Here is a 17,840-nt window from a genome sequence, read left to right as displayed (position 1 = left end):
ACGGCTGGACGAACGACCGAGAGCCCGCGGCCAGGGCGGGCGACGGAGGCGCGCGGCGACGCGCGCGGAGCTGTACGAGAGGAGCGCCGGCGCGGGCCGACGCAGCGGGGTCAGCCGACCCGCGAGAGCCGCGGACGGGCGGCGACCGCCCGCTCGACGGCGCGCCGGTCGGCCGCGCCGACCGGGGTCGCGACCAGCAGCAGCGCGTCGGGATCGTCGACCGGCCGCATCGCGGTCGTCCGCAGCCAGACCGGCTCGTCGTCGACCCGCAGCGCCAGCGGCCGCGTCGTCAGGTCCCCCACGCCCTGGCAGCGCCACCAGGGCCGCAGGTCGGGGAAGTCCTCCTCCAGCAGCGCGTACAGCTCGCGCGTCCGCCGCTCCTCCGAGCGAGGCGCGGTCTGGAGCCGGAACTGCGCCAGCAGCGCCCGCGCCAGCGGCTCCCAGTCGACGGTCGCCGCCCGCAGCCGCGGGTCGCCGACGATCGCCCACATCAGGTTCCGCCGCAGTGGCTCGATCGTCGCCGGGTCGGTCCAGACCGCGGCGAAGGCCGGGTTCCAGGCGGTCATGTCCAGGTAGGGATCGAGCAGCACCGCCGGGCTCGCCGGCCACGCCTCGAGCAGCGCCCGGGCGCCGTCGGTCAGCGCCGGTCGGTCGACCGCCGGCAGCGCCGGCGGCCGGTGCCCGGCCAGCGCCAGCAGGTGCCGGGTCGAGGTCGGGTCCAGCCGCAGCGTCCGCGCGACCGCCTCGAGCACCTGCTTCGAGGTCGAGACCCGCCCCTGCTCCAGCCACGAGTACCAGGCCAGGCCGACCCCCGAGAGCGCCGCGACCTCCTCGCGCCGGAGCCCCGGCGTGCGCCGCCGGCCGGTCGCCGGTAGCCCGACCGAGGCCGGACTGGTGCGCTCGCGGTGCGCCCGCAGGAAGGCGCCGATCTCCCGCCGGGCGGCCAGCGAGACCTCGGGCGCCTCCGGCGCCGGTGGCGGGGAGGGCGCCGGCGGGGCGGAGGCCGGACGCAGCGGGGTGACGGTCGAGCGGCTCACGGCCCGCCATACAATAACCCTTATCCCAATCGGATTTCCAGAAATTCACCGACCCGCTCCAGTGCGTCGACCGCCTGCGGCAGCTCCGGGGCCTGCACGTGCCAGCAGTGGGTGACCGCCGGCCAGGTCTGGAGCGTGCTCTCGACCCCCAGCGCCCGCAGCCGTCCGTGGAACGCCGTCGCGTCGTCGACCAGCACCTCGGCGCGGCTGGCCTGGAGCAGCGTCGGCGGGAACCCGGCCAGCTCGGCGTCGTCCGCGTGCAGCGGCGAGGCCAGCGGCGTCCGCGGGTCGGCGCCGTCCAGGTAGGCCGCCGCCGAGCGGCGCGCGGCAACGGCGCCGAAGATCGGGTCGCTGGCCGCGTTGCGCGCGTAGGCGGACGCCGAGACGGTCAGGTCGAGCCACGGGCTGAGGGCGGCCAGCGCCGCCGGCCGCGGCAGGCCCGCGGCGGCGATCGCGAGCGTGGTCGCCGCCGCCAGCCCGCCACCGGCCGACGTGCCCGCCAGCGCGATCCGGTCCGGCGAGCGGCCACCGGCGAGCAGCTCGCGGTAGCCGGCGACGGCGTCCTCGACCGCGGCCGGCAGCGGGTGCTCGGGGGCCAGCCGGTAGGCCGGGATCGCCAGCTCGACGCCGGTCGCCGCGGCCAGCTCGGAGGCGACGCCGGCCTCGACCCGCGGGCTGCCCGCGCGGTAGCCGCCGCCGTGCAGCAGCAGCACGGTGCCGGTCGCGGCGCCCGTCCGGCGGCGGACCCGCAGCGCCGGGCGGCCGCCGAGGACGTCCTCCTCGGCGAGCGTGCCCGCGGCCAGCCGCACCCGCCGCGCCGCCTCGTCGAGGCTGGCGCGGGTGGCGGCGACCTCGGCCGCGGTCAGCGGCTCGACCAGCGCCGGACCAGCCTCAGCCATGGCGGACCAGCTCCGGACGCAGCGCCGTCAGCAGCTGCGGCAGGCCCTCCGGCCGCCGCAGCAGCTCCGGCGTCGGCGCCACGTAGAGCAGGACGGTCGTGACGCCGGGCAGGACGAAGCGGGCGATCTGCTCGCGGCACTGCTCCGGCGAGCCGCTGATCCACAGCTCGTCGACCACGTCCTCCGGGATCGCCGCCGCCGCGCCCGCCGCGTCGCCGGCCAGGAACCGCTCCTGCGAGGCGACCATCCGCGGTCCCCGCCGCAGCTCCGAATGGAACGCGAAGTACGGCTTCTGGTTGAGGATCCAGCCCAGGAACCCGCGCCCCGACCGCCGCGCCCAGTCGCGGTCGGCGGTCGGGCAGAGGAACAGCTTGACGATCGTCCGCTTGCCCGCCCGCGGCGCGTCGGCGCGGCCGAGCACCTGCGGCAGGTCGTCGGCCCCGAGCATGTTGACGATCGCGCCGTCGGCCTCGTCGTAGGCCAGCCGCATCATCTTCTCCCGCAGGGCCCCGACGATCACCTTCGGCGGGCGCGCGGGCCGGAAGCCGAGCCCGTAGCCGTCGGCGTTGAAGGTCTCGAAGTCCTCGTGGATCGTCTCGCCGGCGAACGCCCGCCGCAGGAAGCGGGCCGTGTCGCGGACCCGGCCCAGCGGCTTGCCGAACGGCACCCCGTTGAGCTGGGTGACGTGCGCCGGGACCGACGAGCCGATCCCCAGCAGCACCTCGCCGGCGGTCAGCTCCGCCAGCGTCGCCGCGGTCTGGGCCAGCACCCCGTGCCCGCGGGTGCCGACCGGCACCACCCCGGTGCCGACGCTCAGCCGCGGCTGCCAGGCCGCCGCCGCGGTCAGCGGGGTGAAGGCGTCGAAGCCGCCGCCCTCGCCGGTCCAGACCTGGTCGAAGCCGAGGTCGGGCAGCGCCTCGATCGTCGTCCGCGCGGCGGGCAGGGAGAGCCCCGGCAGCGGCAGGTTGACGGCCCAGGTCGGCTCGCTCATCGCTCCGCCCCCGTCGCCACGGCGGCCGCGGCCGGTTCGCCGAGGCCGCCGGCCGTCCGCCGCGCCAGCAGCCGCTCGGGCAGCGGGCGCAGGCGCCGCAGCGGCCGCTCCACCAGCCGGTACGAGGCGGTCGCCGCGACGGTCGCGCCGACGACCGCGACCGGGAAGAGGACCGCGAAGTCGGCCGTGCCGGCGGTCTGGTCGACCAGCCGCAGCCAGGCCTCGACGATCACCATGTGCCAGAGGAAGAGGCCGTAGGAGATCCGCCCCAGCGCCCGCGGGACCGCGGTCGAGAGCAGCCGCGAGGGCCCGCGGCCGGGGGCGACCAGCAGCGGCAGCACCAGCGCGGCGGCGATCAGCAGGTAGAGCGCGTGCTCCAGCAGCGCCTCGCCGATGCTCGGGTAGCGGGCGGTGGAGCCGGTCAGCGGCGTCGAGACGACCACGTAGGCGGCGACCGCGACCGCCCAGCCGAGCCACGGCGCGCGGCCGAGGGCGGCGGTCAGCGGTCCCGGTCGGCCGCCGCGGGCCTGCCGCGCCGACCAGGTGGCGAGCGCGATCCCGACCCCGAAGTAGCCCAGGTACTCGGGCAGCCAGAGGTGCGCGAGCGGGTAGTCGCCGGCGGCCGCCCGGTGGCTGAGGACGATCGCGACCACCGTCACCGCCTCCAGCAGCAGGAAGATCGCCAGCGGTCCGCGGGGGCGGCGGGCGAGCCGGCCGAGCCCGATCGCCAGCAGCGGCAGCAGCACGTAGAACGCGACCTCGGTCGCCAGGCTCCAGGTCTGGGTGATCCCCAGCGGCAGCCCGTTCGGCTCGTAGATCCCGAGCAGCAGCAGCGTCCGCAGGGTCGGCCAGCCGCCGAGGCTGCCGAAGGCGACCAGCGCCACGATCGCCACCAGCCAGTAGGCGGGCAGGATCCGCAGCGCGCGGTGCCACAGGTAGACCAGCGCCGACGGTGCCGAGCGGCCGTCGAGCGCGGCGTCGGCGAACGGGCGGTAGAGCAGCAGCCCGGAGAGGACGAAGAAGATCGGGACCCCGACGGTGAACCGGGAGAGCAGCGGGCCGAGCGCGCCGCCCTCGCCGATCCCCAGCCAGCTGGAGGCGACCTGGCCGCTGTAGATGCCGACGTGGAGGGCGATCACCAGCAGCGCCGCCAGCGCCCGTAGCCCGTCGAGGGCCGGGGCGTGGCGGCGGCTGGGGTCGAGCACCGCTGAGCGCTCGCCCGCTGGTGCGGCGGGGGGACGGGACGGGGGCATCTAGACCTCCTGGATCGGGCTCGGCGGCCCGGGCGTGTGGGGGGACGGGACGGCGGGGCAGTCGCGGCGGCGGACGAGACCGAGCGACAGCGCGGTCGCGGTCAACGCCATCGCCCCGGCGACGAGGGTCACGGCGAGGTCGACGTCGGAGAAGCGCTGGATCAGGAAGACCCCGATCGCCGCGCCGCCGTAGAGCAGCGCGCTGTTCCACGAGCTGGAGGTGGCGGCGAGCGCCGGCCGGGCCTCGACCAGCAGCGCCTGGACGTTGGCCCCGAAGGCGCCGCTGGCGAAGAACCAGACGACCACGGCCAGGCCGGCGACCGGCAGCGGTGCGCCCCAGACGGCGAGGATCGTGCCGCCGCCGAGGACCAGGCACCAGAGCGGGATCCAGCCGCGGTCGTCGTGGCCACGGCGGCGGGCCGCGTCGCCGATCCGGCCGCCGGCGACCGAGCCGGCCGCGCTGCCGATCCCGACCAGCACGCCGATCAGGCCGAGGGCGGTGACCGAGAGGTCGAAGTGGTCGTCGAGGACCGCGCCGATGAAGGTGTAGGCGCCGAGGTTCGCCCCCTGCAGCAGCAGCACCACCAGCAGCACCCGCCGCAGCAGCGGGTCGGCCCAGACCGAGAAGACGGCGGCCAGCCGCAGCCGCGGGGCCGGGGCCGCGTCGGTCGTGGCGGTCGCGGCGCCGAAGGCCGCCGGCCGGGTCTGGCGCCAGACCAGCGGGACGGCGACGGCCGAGAGCACGGCGAGGGCCCAGAACGAGGCCCGCCAGCCGCCGGCGCCGGCCAGGAAGCTGGCCAGCGGCACCCCCAGCACCTGGCCGGCGGAGAAGAGCGCCAGCCCGGTCCCGATCGCGCGGCCGCGGGCCTGCTCCGGGGCCCGCTCGGCCAGGTGGGCCCAGATCGAGGGGCCGGCCAGCGCCGCCCCGAGCGCGCCGACGATCCGGGCGATCACCAGCACCGTCAGCCCGCCGGCGACCGCCGCGACGACGTTGCCGAGCAGGAAGAGGACGGTGCCGGCGACGATCGTCGGCTGGCGCCCGAAGCGGTCCGAGACGGCGCCGAGGAACGGCGCGGTCAGCGCGTAGGCGAGCGTGTAGGCGGTGACCGTGGTCGCGGCCGCGGCCTCGCTGACGTCTATCGAGTCGGCGATCGTCGGCAGCAGCGGCGAGACCAGGAAGGTCTCGGTCCCGATCAGGAGCAGCAACAGGTAGACGCCGAGGAAGGCGCGCCAGCGGAGCGGCTCCGGCGGCGCCTCGTCGGGAGCCGGATCGGGGGCCTGGTCGGGACGGGACGGCATCGCGGCGGATGCTGGCGACGGTCCCCGCGGCCAACCAGACCCGGGTTCATGCGGATACCCGCGGTATCAGGCTGGAGCCGCCACGGCGGGCGCGGGCAGCGCCCCGAACCCGCGCAGCGCGGCCAGGAACCGCTCGGCGACGACGACGTGGCCGGCCGGGCTCGGGTGCAGCCGCTCGATCTCGGGCGGCTCCAGGAACAGGTCGCCGTCGTCGGGACCGAGGATCGCCAGCCCGTCGAGGTGGTGCAGGTGCCGGTCGCCGTGCGCGCGCAGCAGCTCGACGGCGCGGGCGGTCAGGGCCCGGCAGTCGCGGATCGTCAGGCCGGAGTCGCCGGGGACATCCTCGCGCTCGGGCGCCCAGGTGGTCGACATCAGCACGAACGGCGTCGTCGGGTGGGCCTCGCGGACGGTCCGGACGAAGCCGATCGCGGCGGCCAGGAAGGTCTCGCCGTTGAGCGCCCCGAGCGCCTGGCTGTTGATCCCGACGCAGGCGCTCAGCAGCGCGGCCGGCTGGTCGCGCATCAGCCGCGCGGTCATCGGCTGCATGTGGCAGGCGGCCCCGAGCGCCAGCGACGTCAGGTCGAGACCGGCGCCGCGGGCGACCCGCGCGGTCCAGGCGCGGCTGGGAGAGGCGGCGCCCCGTCCCTGCGAGATCGAGCTGCCGTAGTGGACCCACGGCGGCGGCTCGCGGTCGTCGCGGTCGACCCAGCCGGCGTCCTCCAGCTCGATCGCGGCCAGCCGGAACTGGTGGTAGCTGGGCAGCCACAGCTCGACCAGCGCCGGCCGGCCGGGCAGCGGCAGCCGCAGCTCGGCCTCGTCGCCGGTCGTGTCCAGGCGGACGGTCCGCCGTTCGCCGCCGTCGACCAGCAGGTCCAGGTTCGGCGGCTCCTGGGGACCGTTGAGGCGCGGGGCGGGGTCGGCCCGGTAGCGGCAGCGGAGGCCGCGGGCGTCGGTCCGCAGCGCGATCCGGACCCCGGCCGGCATCGCCGCCCGCCCGAGCCCGCCGGCCGGCAGGTGCAGCGACGCCTCGTCGTGCGGGACCCGCCACGGCGCGACCCAGGCGTCGTCGGGCCCGCGCTGGAGCGAGACGGCGCCGCGGAAGCGCAGGCGCGGGTCGTGGCCGCGGAGGACGACCGTCGCCATCGCCGGCGGCCCGCCTCAGCCGGTGGCGCAGGGCGAGGGCGGCAGCTCGGCGACGGCGTCGGCGGTCCCGGCCAGCCAGCCGTCGAGGTCGCGGTCGTCGTCGACCGGCGCCCAGCCGGCGGGGCCGGCCGCGTAGCGGTGGCGGGGGCCGACGGTGGTCAGGCAGCGGACGGCCTCGACCAGCCGGTCGACGTCAGCCGCGCGCGAGCCGACGCCGAAGCTGGCCCGCAGGGCGCCCTCGGGCAGGCCGAGGCGGGCGAGCAGCGGGTGGGCGCAGAAGCGGCCGTCGCGGATCCCGATCCCGTGCTCGGCGGAGAGGAAGGCGCCGACGTGGCCGGGAGCGAAGCCGTCGACGGTGAAGGCGACGACGCCGATCGCGTCGGGGGCGTCGCGCCAGATCCGCAGCGGGCGGACGCCGTCGAGGCCGGCGAGCCCGTCGACCAGCCGCCGCCGGAGGGTCTCCTCGTGGGCGGCGATCCCGTCGCTGGCGGCAAGGGTCCGCAGCGCCTCGGCGATCGCGACCGCGCCGAGCAGGTTGGGGGTGCCGGCCTCGTGGCGGGCGGGAGCCTCGGCCCAGACGGTGCCGTCGAGGGTGACGTCGCGGACGGCGCCGCCGCCGGCCAGGTAGGGCGGGGCGGCGTCGAGCCAGTCGCGGCGGCCGACGAGCACGCCGGCGCCGTAGGGGGCGTAGAGCTTGTGGCCGGAGAAGGCCAGGTAGTCGGCGTGGAGCGTCGAGAGGTCGATCGTGCGGTGGGCGAGCAGCTGGGCGCCGTCGATCAGGACCCGGGTGCCGTGCTCGTGGGCGAGGGCCACGATCCGGTCGAGCGGCAGCAGCTCGCCGGTCACGTTCGAGGCCGCGGTCACGGCCAGCAGCGCCGCGCGGCGGGTGCGCAGGGCGAGGGCCAGCCGCTCCAGCGTCTGCTCGATCGTCGGGGCGTGCGGCACGCAGCGGTGGCCGGTGGAGCGCCAGGGCAGGAGGGTGGCGTGGTGCTCGATGTCGAGCGTGATCACGTCGCCGGCGGCGGGCGGGACGCTGCGGGCCAGCAGGTTGGTGGCGTCGGTCGTGTTGCGGGTGAAGACGACGACGTCCTCGGGCCGGCCGCCGACGGCCTCGTGGACGGTCCGGCGGGCGGCCTCGTAGGCGGCGCTCGAGGCCTGTGAGGGCAGGCCGGCGCCGCGGTGGACGCTGCCGGTGAAGGGCAGCAGCCGCTCGATCCGGTCGGCGACGGTGCGAAGCGCGGGGGCGGTCGCGGCGTAGTCGAGGCCGACGTAGCGAACGCGGCCGCCGCCGAGCAGCGGCACGGCCAGGTCGGCGCCGACGACCGGCAGCAGCGGCTGCTCGGCGGTCGGCGGGGCGGTGGCGGGCGCGGCGGTCGGCGGGGCGGTGGCGGGCGCGGCGGCGGTCGGCGCGGGCGCGGGCGTGCCGGTCGGCGTCGCGGCGCGCGGGCGGGCGGTGCTCGGGGCCAGGGTGCTGCTCATCGGGTCTCCTGCTGGGTGGTTCCCGGACCCGTACGACAGGGTCCGCGCTTGCTGCGCAGGACCGTCCTGCGCGCCTGGTCATCACCCGGGGCACCCCACCGCGGTCGGAGGGTTGCCGGCCAGCGAGCCGGGGCTTGGCGCTGGCACTCTTGACCGCGGCGGACGGTAGCAGTCGCCGCGCGAAATGCCAAATACCCGGATGGATTTGGGCCTTTAAGGCCGGTTCGCGGCCGGTCGGTGAGGCTGCTCGGGGAGATCCGCGGGGTGGCGCGGCCGGTCGAGCGCGCGGTCGGCCGGTGAACGTCACCGCTGCTGGTCGGCGTTTCGCGGCGGCCGCGCCGTCGACGACCCGCGTCGGCGCTCGCGACCAGGCAGTGAGGGGAGCGGGGGTCGGGGCCTCAGCGCTGCGTGGCGGAGTCGCTCGGCGAGCCGCGGCGGCGGGCGGGCCGTGGCCATCGGCAGGCGGCGGGCGGCGGGCGGCGGGCGGAACTGGCGTCAATCCGCCCCTACCCAGGCGAAGTGGTTGGGATCCGTCCCGCTGAGCGGTATGGAATGACGCCAGTTCGCGGGGGCAGGGGTGGATTGACGCCACTACGCGGTCGGCCCCCCGTCGAGGGGCGCGAACGTCACACGCCCCGGCCGCTCCACCGACGATGCGACGTTCGCCCCCGCCCAGGCACCGAAACGTCACACGGCGACGAGGGGTGGGCCGGGCGTGCGACGTTCGCCCCCCCGCAACGCGCCCCGCCACCCGACCCCCGCGGACCCGGCCGCGCGTTCCCGTCCCTCCCCCCTCACTGCCGGGCCGCGAGTCACGAAGGCGCCCGTCGGCGCCACCACGTCCCCGAACCGCGACCACCGGCGGTGACCGCCACCGGCCGACCACGCGCTCCACCGGCCGCGCCACCCGCAGACGATCCCGACCCGCCCACACCGGCCGGCCGCTCACCCCGCACCGCCCAGCCGCACCGCAGCACCGACCAGCCGACCCCCGGCGCTACCCTGGAACGTGGTGTCCGCTCCGACCTCCACCCGTCCTCCGCTCCGTCCCGGGCGCATCTCGCCGCGGCGCAAGGTCCCGAAGGGGATCGCGAAGCCGCCGTACGCGCTGCTCGGGGAGCCGCCGGCGCCGAAGCGCCCCCGCCCGCGGACCGCCGCCGAGCTGGAGGGGATGCGGCACGCGAGCGAGATCGCCAGCGACGCGCTGGCCGCGGTCGCCGCCGCGATCGCTCCCGGGGTCACCACCGACGCGCTCGACGAGATCGCCCACGAGGCGATGATCAGCCGCGGTGCGTATCCCTCGACGCTCAACTACCACCACTACCCGAAGTCGATCTGCGCCTCGATCAACGAGGTCATCTGCCACGGGATCCCCGACCTCGACACCCAGCTCTACGAGGGCGACATCGTCTGCATCGACGTCACCGCCTACGTCGACGGGGTCCACGGCGACCTCAACCAGACCTTCGCCGTCGGCGAGATCGACCAGCGCTCGCGCGACCTGATGGACGCCACCAAGCGGGCGCTCGAGGCCGGGATCGCCGCCGTCAAGCCCGGCGGCCAGGTGCGCGACATCGGCAAGGCGATCGAGAAGGTCGTCCGCAACCGCTACGGGATCGTCACCCAGTTCGGCGGCCACGGGATCGGGCCCGACTTCCACGACGGGCTCCACGTCCAGCACAACTACGACCGCCGGGCGACCGAGCGGTTCTTCCCCGGCATGACCTTCACGATCGAGCCGATGCTGAACCTCGGCTCGCCCGACGCCCGGATCTGGGACGAGGACGGCTGGACGGCGGTCACCGTCGACGGCCAGCGCTCGGCCCAGGAGGAGCACACCGTGCTCGTCACCGAGACCGGCGTCGAGGTCCTCACCCGTCACGTCGACGAGTAGCGCCGGCACCTCTCTCACGGCCCTCTCAGCGGTCGTGAGAAGCGGATGAGAAGCGCTCGCCGCCGCCCCGGACGCGCCATAGGGTCCTCCCTGTCGCCGGGTCCCCCCGCCCGGCCGGCGGGCACCGGCCCGCCGTCCCGTCCCCCGTCCGAGGAGCCCCCCATGCTCGCCCTCCGCTCCCGTCGCGGCCGCGTCGCGCTGGCCGCCACCGCCGCGCTCGCCGCCCTGCCGGCCACCGCCCTGACCGTGCCCGCCGTCTCACAGGCCCGCTGCATCGACGACAACGGCACGCCCTGCCCGCCGCCGAACACGATCCCCGGCAAGGTCAAGGTCGCCAAGGGCTGGACGCTCGGCGTCCGGGCCACGCCGCGGGCCGGCGCCAAGCAGATCCGCCAGGTCCGCAACGGCAGCTACGTGCGGATCATCTGCCAGAAGCGGACCCGCTCGTGGGTCTCCGGCACCTACGGCCGCTCGAACATCTGGAACAAGATCATCGGCGGCGGCTGGGTCAGCGACGCCTACGTCCACACCGGCACCGACGGCTTCGCCACCCACCGCTGCGCCTAGCCCTCCCGCTCCCCCGGCGCGGCCGCCCGCCGCGCCACCCGGTTCGCCTATATCCTGACCAGGATTATGGGATTTCGGCGAACGGCCCGCGCGGCGGCGACCCTCATGCTCGCCGCCGCGGGCCTCGCGGCCGGGCCGACCGGCGCGACCGCGGCGCCCTTCGGCCCGCTCCAGCCGCCGAACCCCTTCACCGCCCCGACCGGCGCCGCCACCATGCACGGCGACAGCGGCTCGTCCGACGTCACGCCGTTCGCGGGGCCCGGAGCCGGTCCCGGCCTGAGCGTCCGCAGCGTCGGGCTCGGCGCCGCCTGCCCGGCGATCGTGATCGGCCGCGACGAGCGCCCGGTCGCGCTCTGCACCCGCCAGAGCGACCGCGCCCCGATCGTCCACCTGCTCGACCCCCAGAGCGGCGCCTCGCTGGCCGCGCTGGCGCTGCCGGTCGGCAACCTCTTCGGCGGCGTCTACACCTACCTGGACCAGCGCGACCGGCTGGTGCTGGTGACCGGCCAGGGACGGCTGCTGCGGATCGCCCACGGTCGCGACCCCGGCCCCGCCGGCGGCTGGACGCTGCGGATCGTCGCCGACGTCGACCTGGCCCCCGCCCTCCGCGCGGCCTGCGCCGGCAGCCTCTGCGGCGGGGTCGTCGGCCTGACGCCGGACTGGCGGGGACGGGTCTGGATCGCCACCGCCTCCGGGGTCGCCGGCACCGTCGATCCGGCCAGCGGTCGCGCCGCGCTGCTGCGCCTGGGCCGCGACGAGACGGTCGCCAACAGCATCTCCAGCGGTCCCCACGCGACCGCGATCGCCACCACCCACGCCCTCTACGAGCTGGACGTCGCCGCCGACGGCCGGCCGCGGATCCTGTGGCGGGCGCCCTACGACCGCGGTCCCTACCGCAAGCCCGGCCAGCTGAGCCACGGCACCGGCTCGACGCCGACCTACTTCGGGCCCGTCCACGGCAGCGAGTACCTGGCGATCGTCGACAACGCCGCGCCCCGCTCGCGGCTGCTGGTCTACGACGCGCTCGCCGGCCGCCGCGACCGCGCCCCGCGGCCGATCTGCCGGATCCCGGTCCTGCCCGCCGGCGCCAGCGGGTCGGAGAACTCGCCGATCGGCTCCGGCCGCGGCGTGATCGTGGCCAGCACGCTCGGCTACCCCTACCCCGCCTACCCCGACGACGCCGGCCCGATCGGCCCCGACGACCACGACGGGGTCTTCGCCGGCGGGATGACCCGGGTCGACGTCGACCCCGACGGCCGCGGCTGCCACGAGGTCTGGACCAACGCGGTCCGGTCGGCGGCGGTGCCGAAGCTCTCGCTCGCCGACGGCCTCGTCTACACCACGGTCCGCAGCGGCCCGCTCGGCGGCGACGGGGCCGCGACCACGCCGCTCGACCGCTTCGCCTTCGCCGCGATCGACGCCGCCAGCGGGCGGCTGGTCGGCGGGCCGTCCTTCCTCGGCGCGACGCTGCTGAACGACACGCTGCAGCTGGCCGGCAACGCCGCCCCGCGCGGCGGCGTCTACTGGCAGGGATCGGTCAGCGGCGTGGCGCGGATCGGCGACGGGCGGGTGACGACGCCGGCCTACGCCCGCAGCGGCACGCTCGAGCCGGACGCCGCCAACGGGATCGACGCGACGGCGGCGCTGACCCGCTGCGTCGCCTCCGGCCTGGCCCTCAGCGACGTGCGGCGGACCGGTCCCCGGGTGCGGCTGCGGGGCGCGGCGACCGCGTCCGGCCCGCTGCGGGTCGTCCGCCGCGACCGGCCCGGCGGACGGGCGCGGACCGTCGCCACCACGGCCCCGGCCGCCGACGGCCGGGTCGCCCTCGACCTGCCGGCGCCGCGGGCGCGACGGGCCGCCTACCGGCTGGTCGACGGGACCGGCCGCGCGTCGGCCTGGCTCGGCCTGCGGCGGCGGGCGTGGATCGACGACGCCGACGCCGACGGGGCCCGGATCGCGGTCCGCGGCCACGTCCGCGGCGACGCCCGGCGGGTGCCCGTGCGGCTGGAGCGCCGCGACGGCTGCGGCAGCTGGACGGCGGTCGCGCGCGGGCGGCTGCGGCGCGACGGCCGCTTCGCGCTGGCGCTCGCCGCCCCGGCCGCGCGCGACGCGCTGCTGCTGCGGGTCCGGGCCGGGCGGGCGACGACCGCCGCGGTCGCCGTCCGTCCGCGCTGAGCCTCAGTCGCCGGCGGGCGGCGCGCCGGCGGCGGCCATCGAGCCGAGGATCGCCTCGGACTCGACCAGGCCGGCGTCGCTCGGCGCCTGGCCCTGCTCCAGCACTCGCTCCCGCTGCTTCGCCCGCCAGGCCAGGTGCGCCTCGGCCGGGCGGTCGTAGCCGTAGCGCTCGCGGGCCTCGGCGGGGGTCAGGGTCTCGGGCCGCTGCGGCGGGATCCCGAGCAGGATCGGGGCGACCACCGGCACGGTCGCCGGCGAGAGGTAGCCCAGCAGCACCAGCTCCAGCCGCCGGCTGAGGTGGGCGACAGCGAAGCTGACGCGCATCAGCGGCCGCACCAGCACGTCGACCGCCCGCGGCTGACGGAGCCCGCCGAGCTTGCGCATCCAGCGCGGCATCGTGGCGATCGTGGCGGCGCGCAGCACGCGGTTGACCACCCAGCGCGCGGGCGCCAGCACCCGCGGCAGCGGCGGCAGCATCACCTCGGCGTTCAGCAGGTGGTCCATCATCGACTGGGCCGCCTCCGACCCCGCCAGCCGCGGCCGCATCTCGGCGAAGTACGCGCGGATGCCCTCGCGCGTGCGCGGGACGTCGGCCGGGTCGCAGGTCTGCAGCTCGGCGGCGACCGCGCACTCCTGCCAGTAGCGGGCCTCGTCCTCGGCCGAGAGCTTGCCGGGGCCGTAGCGCTCGTAGGCGTAGAGGATCGAGTGCCAGGCGGTCAGGTGGATCCACAGCTGCGAGTGGGGATCGTTGGCGTCGTAGCCGTTGCCGCTCAGCGGCTCGATCCCGACCGCCTTCGAGTGGACCTTGACCAACACGTCGGCGGCCTTGCTGGTGGCGCGGGTCGAGCCGAAGGCGACCAGCGCGAAGTAGCGGAGCGTGCGGTCGTAGCGGGTCCGCGGCCGGTAGCGGACGGCGTCGGTCTGGTCGACGGCGGCGATCAGGGCCGGATCGAGCTCCTCGATCACCACCGCCCGCTGGAACCCGACCGTCAGCGAGGTCGGGTAGCTCCAGACCCGCCAGGTGACGGAGTCGGGCCCGAAGAAGCCGTGGTCCTCGTGGGGGACGATCGGCTCGCGGCGACGGAACGGGAGCGGCATGGGACAAATACTACAGCCGCGTAGCTTTCATCGGCAAGCGGATTCTGGGACGCTCGTCGGAGCCCCATGGCCGGGACCCGTCGCCCCTACACCCCCCGGATGCCGATCGAGCAGCGGCGCGAACAGCTGCTCGACGCCGCGATCGAGGTGATCGCCCGCGACGGCTACGGCCGGCTCTCGATCGACGCGATCGCGCGCGAGGCCGACGTCACCCGCCCGGTCGTCTACGGGGCCTTCGACGGGCTCGAGCCGCTGCTCTACGCTCTGCTGGAGAGGCAGGAGCAGCGGGCGCTGGCCCAGCTGACCGAGGTCCTGCCGCTCGACCTCGACCTGCAGGACCCGGACGCGTTCGTGGCCACGACCGTCCGCCGGATGGTCGAGATCGTCGGCGGCGACCCGCTGACCTGGCGCCCGATCCTGCTCGCCCCGGAGGGCACGCCTGGCCCGGTCCGCGAGCGGATCGAGCGCGACCGCGAGCTGGTCCGCCAGCGGGTCGCGATGCTGCTGGAGGCCGGCCTGGCCCTCCGCGGCGGCCCCCAGCTGGACGCCGAGATCGTCTCCCACGCGCTGATGGCGATCCTCGAGCACTTCGGGCGCCTGATCGTCGACGACCCCCAGCGGTTCGACGTCGAGCGGCTGGCGGCGACCGTCGAGGCGGTGCTCGCCGCCCTGCGGCCGTGACGACCGCAGGGCGCCGCGAGCGTCAGCGGCTGCCGGCCAGCGAGCGCCGCAGCTCGCGCAGCGCGGCCCGGCGGCCGGTCGTGGCCGGCTCGGGCGCGGCCGCGGGCGGGGCCGCCGGCGGGGCGGGCAGCCGGCCGGCGTTGTAGTCGTCGACCAGCGCGGCGACCGTGTCCTGCGAGCAGCCCTTGTTGGTGCCGATGAAGCCGGTCGGGCCGCGCTTGATCCAGCCGACGACGTAGGTCGCCGGCCGCGGCTCGGCGCCGGCGGGCGCGATCACCCGGCCGTCGCGGTTGGGGACCGTCCCGGTCGCGGCGTCGAAGGGCAGGCCGGCGACCGGCATCCCGCGGTAGCCGATCGAGCCGACCACCAGGCCGGCCTCGATCCGCTCGACCGCGTCGTCGCCGCCGGTCCGCGCGAAGGCGACCGCCGACACCCGCTCGTCGCCCTCGATCACCGCCGGCGTCAGGCCGTAGCGGAGGGTGATCCGGCGGCCCTCGGCGGCCGGGGCGCCGAGGCCCCGCAGCAGCTCCAGCTTCGGGTCGTCGCCGGCGACCCCCGCCAGCGCGGCCGGATCGACCCCGACCGTCACCCCCGGCGTTGCCCGCAGGCCGATCAGCTCCGGCAGCGTGAAGGCCGAGTGCTCGGGACCACGGCGGCCGACCACGACGACCTCCTCGATCCGGCTCTCGCGCAGCGCCTCCAGCGCGACCCGCGAGATCTCGCTGTCCTCCAGCGCCGCGGGGTCGATCGTCAGGATCCGGGCGACGTCGAGCGCGACGTTGCCGTTGCCGATCACCACCGCCCGCCGCTGCGAGAGGTCGACCACCCGATCGGCGTGGTCGGGGTGGCCGTTGTACCAGGCGACCAGCTCGGTGGCCGAGAGCACCCCGGGCGCGTCGGCCCCGGGGACCTCGAGCCGGCGGTCGGCGGCGGCGCCGACCGCGTAGATCACCGCGTGGTGGGTCCTCAGCAGCTCGTCGTGGGTGACGTCGCGGCCGACCTCGACCCCCAGGTGCATCGTCAGCCCGGGGTGGCTGCGGATCTGGTCGAGCTGGCGGCGGACCCGGCGGGTGCGCCGATGGTCGGGCGCGACCCCGGTCCGGACCAGGCCGTCGGGGACCGGCAGCCGCTCCAGGACCGAGACCTGGGCGCCGGGGATCGTCAGCAGCTCCTCGGCCGCGTACATCGCCGCCGGGCCGGAGCCGACGATCGCCACCCGCAGCGGCAGGCCGCGGTCGCGGACCCGCAGCGCCGGCCGCACCGGCGCCAGCAGCCGCCGCGGCTTCGCCGGCCGGTGGTAGGCGGCGTTGATCAGCTCGAACTCGCGCTCGTGCTCGTCGAGCTGCCAGTGGGGCTTGATCGCGTCGACCGGGCAGGCCGTGACGCAGGCCCCGCAGTCGACGCAGGTGGCCGGGTCGACGTGCAGCATCTCGGCCAGCTCGAAGGCCGGGTCGTCCGGCGACGGCTGGATGCAGTTGACCGGGCAGGCGTAGACGCACGACCCGTCGCCGACGCAGGACTGCGTGACGACGTGCGGCATCAGCGGGTCACCGTCGCGGTGCGATCGGGCTCGCCGCGGTAGCGGGTCGCCTCGCCGTCGATCCCCAGCCGCCGCCAGACCCGCCGGCTGACCGGGTTCATCAGCCCGACGTCGGTGGCCAGCGCGCGCATGTCGCCGAAGTACGAGGCCATGATCTCGCGCGAGCGGGGGGCGTCCCAGAACGCCTCGCGGAAGACCTCGCGCGGGATGCCGAAGCGGCGCTGGAAGGCCCGCGGCGGGGTCATGATCTCGCCCGCCAGCCAGCGCATGATGACCGGGAAGGCGACCGAGAGGATCATCCGCTCGACCCGGCTGAGGCGCGGGATCCGCAGCCGCAGGAACTCGCCCGCGAAGGAGATGTGGCGGGCCTCCTCGGCGATGTGGATCTCCATCGTCCGCAGCACCGCCGGCGGCATCTCGATGCCCTCGCGGAGGATCGACTTCTGGTAGTGGTCGATCGGCTCCTCGCCGGCCAGGATCCCGATCATCAGGATCACCGGCAGGTAGCCGCCGAGGAACCCGATCGCGGGCGAGGCGGCCTTGAAGGCCGGCCGCATCCCCGGCACGTCCGCCCCGGAGCGGTTGACCAGCTCCTGGAACATCTGGATGTGGTTGCACTCCTCCGTCATCTCGTGGAGGCAGTAGCGGAACTCGGGCGAGCCGTTCGGCAGGCCCATCGCGTAGTGCATCAGGCCGCGGATCAGGATGCTCTCGAACGAGCCGCCGACCTTGACGGCGTTCATCACCCGCCAGCGGCCGATCTCGATCTGGCGCTCGCGCGACTGCGCCTGGTACCAGGCGGTCGCGCCGAGCGGGTCGACGGCCGGCTGCAGGATCCAGCGCGGGTCCCGGGGGTCGATCGCCATCTCGGGCGCGTCCCAGGCGATGTCCTCGTAGGGGTCGAAGTGGACGTGCACCGAGCCCTCGGAGAGGGTGTGCAGCATCGCCTCGTAGTCCGGGTCCAGGCCGCGGGTCGGGGGGGCGGTGGTGGCGGTCATGTGGTGCTCCCTGCTCGTTCGATGTCCTGCTGTCCGGCCATGGCGCCGAGGATCGGCTCCGCCTGCCGGAACACCCTTCCGAAGTTCACGATCAGCGCTTCCTGGTCGAGCGGCAGCTCGCCGCGCACGTAGGCGACCAGCAGCTCCTGGACCGCGCCGATCGCGGCCCGGCTGATCAGCTCGGTCTCCGCCGAGGCAGTCACCCAGGGGCCGAAGGCGCGCGCGGCCGCGTCGCGCACGACCTGCGCCAGGCCGCCGATGATCGCCCGCCGCCGGTCCTCGATCTCGCGGCTGACGCCGACCACCTCGACGAACAGGATCCGGGCCCGCCGCGGGTCGTCGGTCAGCGACGCCACGACCGCCCGCGAGGCCATGTCGAGGGCGCCGTCGAGGTCCTCCTCGACCAGCGCGATCCCGGGCGCGGCGGCCTCCAGCAGGTCGCCGACGATCTGCTCGGCGAGCGCCGCCAGCAGCGCCTCCTTGCCGGCGAACGACTCGTAGAAGTAGCGCTCGGTGAGGCCGGCCTGGCGGCAGACGTCGCGGACCCGGGCGGCGTGGAAGCCCTTGGCGGTGAAGACCTCGAGCCCGGCGTCGAGCAGCTGCGCGCGCCGCTCGGCGACGCGCTGCTCGGGGCTCTTGCCGCGCCAAGGGCGGACCAGCTCGGACGCGCCGCTCACCGCGGATCTCGGTTCCTGACAACCATCGGTGCCAAGATGATGAGGCTGACAACGCGATGTGTCAACAACAAGCTACGGATCCGTAGCGCGAACGCCTACGGAACCGTAG

At 76.3% G+C, this 17,840-nt stretch carries 15 protein-coding genes and 1 riboswitch; of the genes, 4 read left to right on the top strand and 11 right to left on the bottom strand.

The window, feature by feature from the left end; genetic code table 11:
* Positions 1-110: 110 nt before the first annotated feature.
* The 7 genes from SH587_RS10795 to SH587_RS10765 form a co-directional block, all read right to left on the bottom strand.
* Complete coding sequence (locus tag SH587_RS10795; protein ID WP_320670616.1) at positions 111-1,037, bottom strand: helix-turn-helix domain-containing protein; 927 nt, start codon at positions 1,035-1,037, stop codon at positions 111-113.
* A gap of 20 nt (positions 1,038-1,057) precedes the next feature.
* Complete coding sequence (locus SH587_RS10790) at positions 1,058-1,936, bottom strand: alpha/beta hydrolase (RefSeq protein WP_320670615.1); 879 nt, start codon at positions 1,934-1,936, stop codon at positions 1,058-1,060.
* The gene (locus tag SH587_RS10785; protein WP_320670614.1) at positions 1,929-2,927 is read right to left on the bottom strand and encodes an LLM class flavin-dependent oxidoreductase; all 999 of its coding nucleotides are present in this window, start codon (positions 2,925-2,927) and stop codon (positions 1,929-1,931) included. The genes SH587_RS10790 and SH587_RS10785 overlap by 8 nt, the downstream gene beginning before the upstream one ends.
* Positions 2,924-4,132 (bottom strand): acyltransferase family protein, encoded by a 1,209-nt coding sequence (locus SH587_RS10780; RefSeq protein WP_320670613.1) that lies wholly within the window; start codon positions 4,130-4,132, stop codon positions 2,924-2,926. Before SH587_RS10780 ends, SH587_RS10785 begins: the two co-directional genes overlap by 4 nt.
* A gap of 48 nt (positions 4,133-4,180) precedes the next feature.
* Positions 4,181-5,479 (bottom strand): MFS transporter, encoded by a 1,299-nt coding sequence (locus tag SH587_RS10775; RefSeq protein WP_320670612.1) that lies wholly within the window; start codon positions 5,477-5,479, stop codon positions 4,181-4,183.
* 66 nt (positions 5,480-5,545) lie between these two features.
* Positions 5,546-6,622: a GDSL-type esterase/lipase family protein gene (locus tag SH587_RS10770; RefSeq protein WP_320670611.1), complete on the bottom strand. Its 1,077-nt coding sequence runs from the start codon at positions 6,620-6,622 to the stop codon at positions 5,546-5,548.
* Between the two features lie 15 nt (positions 6,623-6,637).
* Positions 6,638-8,101: an aminotransferase class V-fold PLP-dependent enzyme gene (locus tag SH587_RS10765; RefSeq protein ID WP_320670610.1), complete on the bottom strand. Its 1,464-nt coding sequence runs from the start codon at positions 8,099-8,101 to the stop codon at positions 6,638-6,640.
* A 39-nt stretch (positions 8,102-8,140) separates the two neighbouring features.
* A riboswitch (SAM riboswitch) is annotated at positions 8,141-8,256 on the bottom strand.
* 857 nt (positions 8,257-9,113) lie between these two features.
* Here SH587_RS10765 and map point away from each other — a divergent pair.
* The 3 genes from map (at position 9,114) to SH587_RS10750 (ending at position 12,737) form a co-directional block, all read left to right on the top strand.
* Positions 9,114-9,995 carry a type I methionyl aminopeptidase gene (map, locus tag SH587_RS10760; RefSeq protein ID WP_320670609.1) on the top strand — a complete coding sequence of 294 codons (882 nt, stop codon included), beginning with the start codon at positions 9,114-9,116 and terminating at the stop codon, positions 9,993-9,995.
* A gap of 162 nt (positions 9,996-10,157) precedes the next feature.
* Positions 10,158-10,562 (top strand): hypothetical protein, encoded by a 405-nt coding sequence (locus SH587_RS10755; protein ID WP_320670608.1) that lies wholly within the window; start codon positions 10,158-10,160, stop codon positions 10,560-10,562.
* Between the two features lie 105 nt (positions 10,563-10,667).
* Complete coding sequence (locus tag SH587_RS10750; RefSeq protein WP_320670607.1) at positions 10,668-12,737, top strand: hypothetical protein; 2,070 nt, start codon at positions 10,668-10,670, stop codon at positions 12,735-12,737.
* A 3-nt stretch (positions 12,738-12,740) separates the two neighbouring features.
* Here the strand turns inward: SH587_RS10750 and SH587_RS10745 are convergent, their stop codons facing one another.
* On the bottom strand, positions 12,741-13,835 hold the full coding sequence (locus SH587_RS10745; RefSeq protein ID WP_320670606.1) for an oxygenase MpaB family protein: 1,095 nt from the start codon (positions 13,833-13,835) through the stop codon (positions 12,741-12,743).
* A 99-nt stretch (positions 13,836-13,934) separates the two neighbouring features.
* Here SH587_RS10745 and SH587_RS10740 point away from each other — a divergent pair, with 99 nt between their 5' ends.
* Entirely contained in the window at positions 13,935-14,516 is a 582-nt protein-coding gene (locus SH587_RS10740; protein ID WP_320670605.1) for a TetR/AcrR family transcriptional regulator, read from the top strand.
* Positions 14,517-14,538: 22 nt separating this feature from the next.
* Here the strand turns inward: SH587_RS10740 and SH587_RS10735 are convergent, their stop codons facing one another.
* Genes SH587_RS10735 through SH587_RS10725 form a run of 3 tightly spaced genes read right to left on the bottom strand, consistent with a single transcriptional unit; the run spans position 14,539 to position 17,731 of the window.
* Complete coding sequence (locus SH587_RS10735) at positions 14,539-16,056, bottom strand: 4Fe-4S binding protein (protein ID WP_320670604.1); 1,518 nt, start codon at positions 16,054-16,056, stop codon at positions 14,539-14,541.
* Positions 16,056-17,054, bottom strand: a complete 999-nt coding sequence (locus SH587_RS10730; RefSeq protein WP_320670603.1) for an AurF N-oxygenase family protein — start codon at positions 17,052-17,054, stop codon at positions 16,056-16,058. The genes SH587_RS10735 and SH587_RS10730 overlap by 1 nt, the downstream gene beginning before the upstream one ends.
* Positions 17,051-17,731 (bottom strand): TetR/AcrR family transcriptional regulator, encoded by a 681-nt coding sequence (locus tag SH587_RS10725; protein ID WP_320670602.1) that lies wholly within the window; start codon positions 17,729-17,731, stop codon positions 17,051-17,053. The genes SH587_RS10730 and SH587_RS10725 overlap by 4 nt, the downstream gene beginning before the upstream one ends.
* Between the last annotated feature and the right edge of the window lie 109 nt (positions 17,732-17,840).

It is taken from the genome of Patulibacter defluvii (genome assembly GCF_034096925.1).
In the GTDB taxonomy this organism is placed as follows: domain Bacteria; phylum Actinomycetota; class Thermoleophilia; order Solirubrobacterales; family Solirubrobacteraceae; genus Patulibacter; species Patulibacter defluvii.
Note: the sequence above shows the minus strand (reverse complement) of the source record. Positions and strands in the feature narration are given on the sequence as shown.